General features: G+C 62.9%; 4 protein-coding genes. 2 read left to right on the top strand and 2 right to left on the bottom strand.

What is annotated here, in order from left to right:
• Both ACFCU0_RS11680 and ACFCU0_RS11675 read right to left on the bottom strand, forming a co-directional pair.
• Positions 1-2,281 (bottom strand): PD-(D/E)XK nuclease family protein (locus ACFCU0_RS11680; RefSeq protein WP_434973852.1); only part of this gene is annotated, 2,281 nt, incomplete at its 3' end.
• Between the two features lie 60 nt (positions 2,282-2,341).
• Positions 2,342-2,989 (bottom strand): SGNH/GDSL hydrolase family protein, encoded by a 648-nt coding sequence (locus tag ACFCU0_RS11675; RefSeq protein WP_434973851.1) that lies wholly within the window; start codon positions 2,987-2,989, stop codon positions 2,342-2,344.
• A gap of 182 nt (positions 2,990-3,171) precedes the next feature.
• On the opposite strand from ACFCU0_RS11675, the gene ACFCU0_RS11670 reads away from it, so the two are divergent.
• Together ACFCU0_RS11670 and ACFCU0_RS11665 are read left to right on the top strand one after the other, a co-directional pair.
• Complete coding sequence (locus tag ACFCU0_RS11670; protein WP_434973850.1) at positions 3,172-4,206, top strand: hypothetical protein; 1,035 nt, start codon at positions 3,172-3,174, stop codon at positions 4,204-4,206.
• A gap of 15 nt (positions 4,207-4,221) precedes the next feature.
• Positions 4,222-6,120, top strand: coding sequence for a hypothetical protein (locus ACFCU0_RS11665; RefSeq protein WP_434973849.1), 1,899 nt, complete (start codon positions 4,222-4,224; stop codon positions 6,118-6,120).
• Positions 6,121-6,122 lie beyond the last annotated feature (2 nt).

Here is a 6,122-nt window from a genome sequence, read left to right as displayed (position 1 = left end):
CGTATTTCAGGAAGTAGATGTACGGTGCCTCCGCCAGCGTCTGGAGTCGGGAGGCCGAGACAGGTTGTGCTGTGCGGGAGAACAGGTCGAGCTCAGGGTAGTCACCGGCCGGAAGCAGGCCGTCGTGCTCGGTGTACTCGTCGGACGCCAGAGCATCGCGCGCTGCCTCCCCATGCAGAATAGCCGGATACTGCTCGGCGAGATGGTCGCGCGCCGTCGGCTTCGTGCGGTCGGTCGTGACGCGACGTTGGCGATAGGCGGCGAGCCATGCATCCCGGTTCGAGAGAGCGAGGTCTCCACGTCCGGGAATCAGCGGTACATCCCGTCGCGCTGCTGCATCGCCGGCCCGGCGCTTCCGGGCGAGAACGTAGGCGGACGGGTCGCACTCCTCCCCGGCCGTGACGTCGAAGGTCCGCGTGCAGAAGGTGAGCGGTCCGCGATGACGCGCGAGCGCCTGCTCCGTTCGCCACAACAGTTCGTCGGCAGCCGAGAGCGATGGTTCCTCCTCATCCAGGTTCTGGAGCATCTGGCGGTCGCCATCGGGGAGCAGACCGTTTTCGCCGACCGGGGCATCGAAGGAGACGCCGTCCATGCCAACGATGTAGAGGTGGGAGCGGTCGGAATACCCGACGGCATCCAGCGGAAGGATGTGCACGTGTCCGGGGCGTGCCTGCTGCGGCTGTACGTTCTGCGAGGACAGCCATTTTTGAAGAAGGCTTGCCACCCGTCCGGCATCGTCTGTCAGCGACACCGGTGCGTGCTGCAGGTTCTCCAGTTCCTCATAGAGCCGGCGCCGGGCCGCCTCGTCCAGTGTGCGCTCCGTCTCCCGTTTGTCCGAGTCGTCCGTCGGGCCGAATGAACGTAAAAAGCGAAGCGTACCGGCTGCCATTGTCTCCAGCGACACCGACCGGTTCAGGCGCGACAGGTTGATTCGCTCTCGCGCACTCGTCTGATCGTCCGACGCCGGACGCATCGTTCCGGGCTGTATCAGGTCGACCAGCAGAAGGACGTGCTCGAACACGGCGTTCTGCTGTCGGAGCCGGTCGGCAGCCGCCTTCGCTCCCGTCTCCTCTTCCCGCTCGCGTGCCTGGTCGACGGCACGTGCCAGGCCTGTCAGCAGTCCTGCACGGCCTGATTCATACGAACGCTGCGCGATCAGGGTAGCCGCTCGCGCCGGCGTCAGGTCCGGGGCATCGGATGCACGGGCCTCACGGTCGCTGATGCGAAGAAGGCCCTCCCGGAGCATGGCAATCAGCGGGGCCGCCGCGAAGTCCTCCCGGACCCATTCGTAGAGGCGGGCGAGCGCCAGCCCCGTCTGTGTCGTCATCGCAGGCTGACCGGCGCCGGAGAGCACGGGAATGCCGGCACGTTCAGCGCGATCCGGAAGGAGCGTCGCGTACGGGCGAGCGGTCGTGTAGGCGATCGTGACGTCGTCGAAGGGGACGCCCGCATTCAGAATGTCCCGCATCACGGCATCAGCCTCACTCAGCATGCCGACGGCCCGCACGAACGCCGGGATAGCGGAAGGGGACGATTGGTCCTCGGGCGCACAGCCTCCTGCGTCCATCTCGATGTACGGCACGTCCGCGAAGCGAACCAGCACCGATTCCCTGGGCGCCGTCTGCGGGGCGGATACGCCGGCGCGGAGAAAGTCTTTCGCCCCGTGCCGGAGGCTGCGCACGAAACGGGCCGCCCGTTCGGACAGGGTGACGCTGTTCAGGGCCACGTAGACCGTTTCGGTCACCTCCGGCGCCGTGCCGGAACGGACCCGTTCCTCTGCCCAGGAAAGCACGTCCGCCTCATCGTACAGCCGGTGCGCGTCGAGCCGGTCGATGTAGGCGTCATAGGCGTCCGAGACGATGCGCAGCGTGTCCTCCGTCCCGCCCTGCAACGCGTGCTCCCGGAGACGTGTGGGATCGACCGCATCCAGGCGCAGCGTATGGACCGCCTCGGCCACGGTCCGCGACAGGTGATGCGCACCGGGCGCGGACGACGCCTCGAGGGACGACGCCATGTCCTGCAGAATGTCAGCCGCGTAGAACAGCCGATCGATGGACCGAACGGGCGTGCGCTGCGACTCCAGAATGGGCCGGCGAGCCAGGTATTCGGCGTATCGCTCGACCGGCAGGGCGTCGACGCCGTGGAGGCCGCCGAGCCGACGTGCCAGGTCCGTCTCGACCGCATGACCATTCTGAAGCGTCGGGACAAATACGACCAGCGGCGCATCGGGATAGGTCGCGCGCGCAGCGGAGAGCTGGTCCAGCACAGGGGAAGTCGACATGGGCGACGAAGGGACGGGGGATCGCGAAGAGAGGGGCATGCCTCGTCCTTAACCGGCAGCTCAGGTCGTGGATTCGGACAGCCCGTGAGGACCGATGGGCACACCGAACGTCCCCGACGCAGTGACCGCCGCGTGAATCGCCCCGGCAATCTTGCGTCCCCCGCGTTCGTTCGGTTCAATTTGCTGGACGTAGTCGGCCGGTTCGTCGCACACGCGTCCGAGGTCGATGGCCGGACAATCATGATCCAGCGCTGCCTGCACGATAGCATGGTTCCAGTGCGTCAGCGCCGCCTCAATGATGCGCTGCTGTCCCGTATCCGAGAAGTCGCCCGGGTAGATCGTGCAGACCGTCGTCGGGAGACCCAGATCGAGCACCGATCGAAGACACCGGCGGTAGTCCTCCGCAAATTTATCCGCGATGTCGGCAATCGCACGAAAGGCCTCGCCGACGGTGCTCACCGACCTGGACAGGACGTCGACGCTGAGCAGGGCGTCATTCCCGCCTACGCTCAATACGATGTGGCTCGTCTCTGCAGGAAGCGTGTCGATCTGATGCCGGATGTCGCGCATCCGCGCCCCGTCGACCGCCTCAAGCGAAACCGTCCCCCCATCGCCGAAAAGATCGTCGAGAACCGCCCGTACGTCCGGGCCGCTGGCGGTATACGCCGCGTTGTCGAGAGTTGAGTCGCCAATCAATGCGAGGTGCATCGGATCGAACGTTAGAACGGGGACGATGAGGATGTTGCGGGTTTAATACACACATTCCGCTAAATGGCTACGGTTTCACCCATGATTTCTCTCTCCGTTTTTGAATCTTAGACGCAGTACTTGTTAGGCATGTAAGCGACATGTACGCTTTGCTTGCATTTTCCACATGATTTCTTCGGTCCATGTCGCACCATTCACGGTTGACGCCGACACGGTGGGTTGTCGCCCTGCTCGCTGCCGTCGGGCTGATGACGCCATCAACAGGTGCGGCGCAGATCGCGCAAGATACGACTGCACTCGGCCGACTCGAGGTGATCATGCCGCGTGAGGTCGATTCCGTCTACGTCATCGTGGATGGGGACGTTTGGAATGCACAGAATATACCGAACGGAGCGACGGCCGTCGTTCCATCCGGCCGAGAAATCTCGGTGACGCTGGCGGCCGAGCGGCGACCGGATGTGACGATCACCGATACGTTTTCACCGAACGAGACGAGGACCGTCCGGCCGCGAACCAAGCGCCTGTTTCGTACCAACTATCTCAAGGAAAGCAGCTATCCGGCGCTACGTGCGGGACACAATGTGCGGATCACGACAGGGCCGGAGTCGATGATTTCCGTCAACGGGGATTCAATCGGTCACGGGGCAGGCACGGTTCGACTCCCTGGCGGCCAACACGACGTCACCGTCGGTCATCCGGAGGACGGATCGAAGACGCATACGTTCGACGTCGTCACGCAGCCGCTTCGGCTGTACTCGATTACGGTCTACACGCGACCGGCGCTCCGGTCCACGTCGCGCTTGCTCAGCGTGGTGCCTGGTGCGAGTCAGATATATAAAGACCAGAAATCGAAAGGATACATGCTCGCCTCGACCTTCGTCGTGGCGTCCTTCGTCTCCATCTGGCAGCATCGACGATTCGATCAGGCCCTGTCCGACCGGGCGGCAATCCGAGACGATTACTGGACCGCCGAGGCAGAGACCCGTGCGTTTCGCCTTGGCAATGAGATCGCGTCACTAACGTGGCGGGCCAATCGGGTATCGACGATCCGCGACGTTTCATTGGGGCTCATGGGAGCGACGTTCCTCTACAGCCTGGTCGATGCATGGCTCGATACACCGGAGCGTGGCTATCGAACGCCGAAGCCGGTGAAACCGGGCATCCGCCCAATGTTCGGGAGGAATGGAACCGGTGTCAAACTCCAGTTTGCCTTTTAAGAAGTCCCGTCCCCAATGAACATTGCTGTGATCGGCTCTCTTCGCACAGCGCTCGTCTTCTTATCGGGTATCGTCACGGTCACAGCCGTCCTTCTCGGCTGCGACGCCGTAACCGAGTTCGAGCGACAGAACCCCAACGACCCGGGCAGCGATCAATTCACTCCTGACCCACCGGAAGCGCTCAGCATCGACATTCGGGAGGATTCCGCGCTCGTCACCTGGCAGGACGGGACGGAATTCGAGAGCGGTTACGTGGTTGAACGCATGATCGACTCCAGTGGCACGTTTACCGCTGTCGCGGAACTGCCTCGGAATACCGTCACGTACCGGGAGCTGCTTCCGGACCGTGGGATCTACGTCACCTACCGGGTTCGACCGGTGTCCGACTACGCGAACACCGACTCCGTCTCGGCCAGTCGTTCAGAAACAGCCCCCCGGCATGCCCGGAACACGTTTGCTGTCGATGCAGCCGCAGCGCGCGAGACCGTCGTGGTCAACTGGCAGCATCGCTACGCCGGCATCGACTCGTTCCGCGTGTACCGTTCCTTCGATAATTCCCAGTGCGACCCCCGATGGTCGGAGTACGAAATCGGACCGGCGGCGTACGTGGCGTCCGTCAACGATGATCGGCAGTCGTGGGTCGACAGCACATACGTCCCCGGGGAGCGGTGCTACTTCCTGAGTGCCGTGAACGACGGGATTGAGAGCCCCTGGTCAATACTCTCCGACGCGCCATCTGCTGTGATCCCTGAATTCCAGGTGGCCCGGATCGTGAACGATAACGAAAATACCGATCCGGTCCGGACGACCCTTTCCTGGGAAATGGAGGCGCGATATCCGTACGAAGACGCGATCATCGACCCGTCCGGCATTCTCTTGGAAGAGCAGCGAGACGATGGAGACTGGGTGCAGATTGCACGGCTTCCAGGGGACGCACGTAGATACACCATTCCCGACCGGGATCCGGGCCGCGCGTACACGTATCGCATCCGGTCGATGGCTGGACCGGGCTCTTCGCCCATCCACATGTCCTACGGCGAGGGTCTCGCACCTCAATACTCGTTCCCATTTCGACCGGAGGCCGTAGCATTCGGCCCTGATGGCGACAGGCTGTTCGCAATTGCGCCGTTCTACACCGACGTCGAACCCGGTTCTATTCATGTCATGGACCTGCAAACAGGGGTCGTGACGCCGTGGCGCAGTGCTCCTTCCTCCGCCGCTGGAGAAATGCTCGGCGTGTCGCCCGACGGACGCCGAATTCTATACATCGCACCCGACCTGGAGAATGTCGTCCTCGATGCAGAGACCGGAGATGTCGAATACCGACTCTCAAGCGATGTCCGTCAACCCAGTTTCGCGTGGAGTCCCGACGGTTCCACCCTCGTTCTTCGGACAGGCAGCGTACCGAATGAGATCACGGTCCTCGATTTGGAAACCGGCATGACGGACGTAGACCAATCTCTCCGCCGGGAGTCCCCGATCACGTCCCTCCTGGCATTTGCGAACGGCAATGTCGGATTCACACTCCGGTTCGGTGATTACGGTATCCTTCCGGCCGGCGGTGGCGAGCCCATCCTGTACGAAAACAGGGTCCGGCAACAGAGATACAGCAGAGATCATAACGGCCAACCGGTCGGCGACCTGGACGGAGCGTACGGTCCGGTCGACCCTTCGACGGGCAGACGGCAGAGCACCATCCGTGCGGTCGGAGGAGGACGCCCCGGACCGGGCCGTCTTATCTCGTTCAGAGGGGATCAAACGAATCAGTACCGAATCTGGGATCCGCAGAGCGGGAGATACCGGTTGGAAGGCGCCCAAGTTAGCCCGACTGCCTCTATTTCATCTCGCTCCGATTACATCTTTGTGTCCGGGCATGTGCAAGAAATCGTCGACCGGTGGAGACGGAACCGGTAAAT

This window comes from Longibacter sp. (assembly GCF_051155795.1).
Taxonomy (GTDB): domain Bacteria; phylum Bacteroidota; class Rhodothermia; order Rhodothermales; family Salinibacteraceae; genus Longibacter.
Note: the sequence above shows the minus strand (reverse complement) of the source record. Positions and strands in the feature narration are given on the sequence as shown.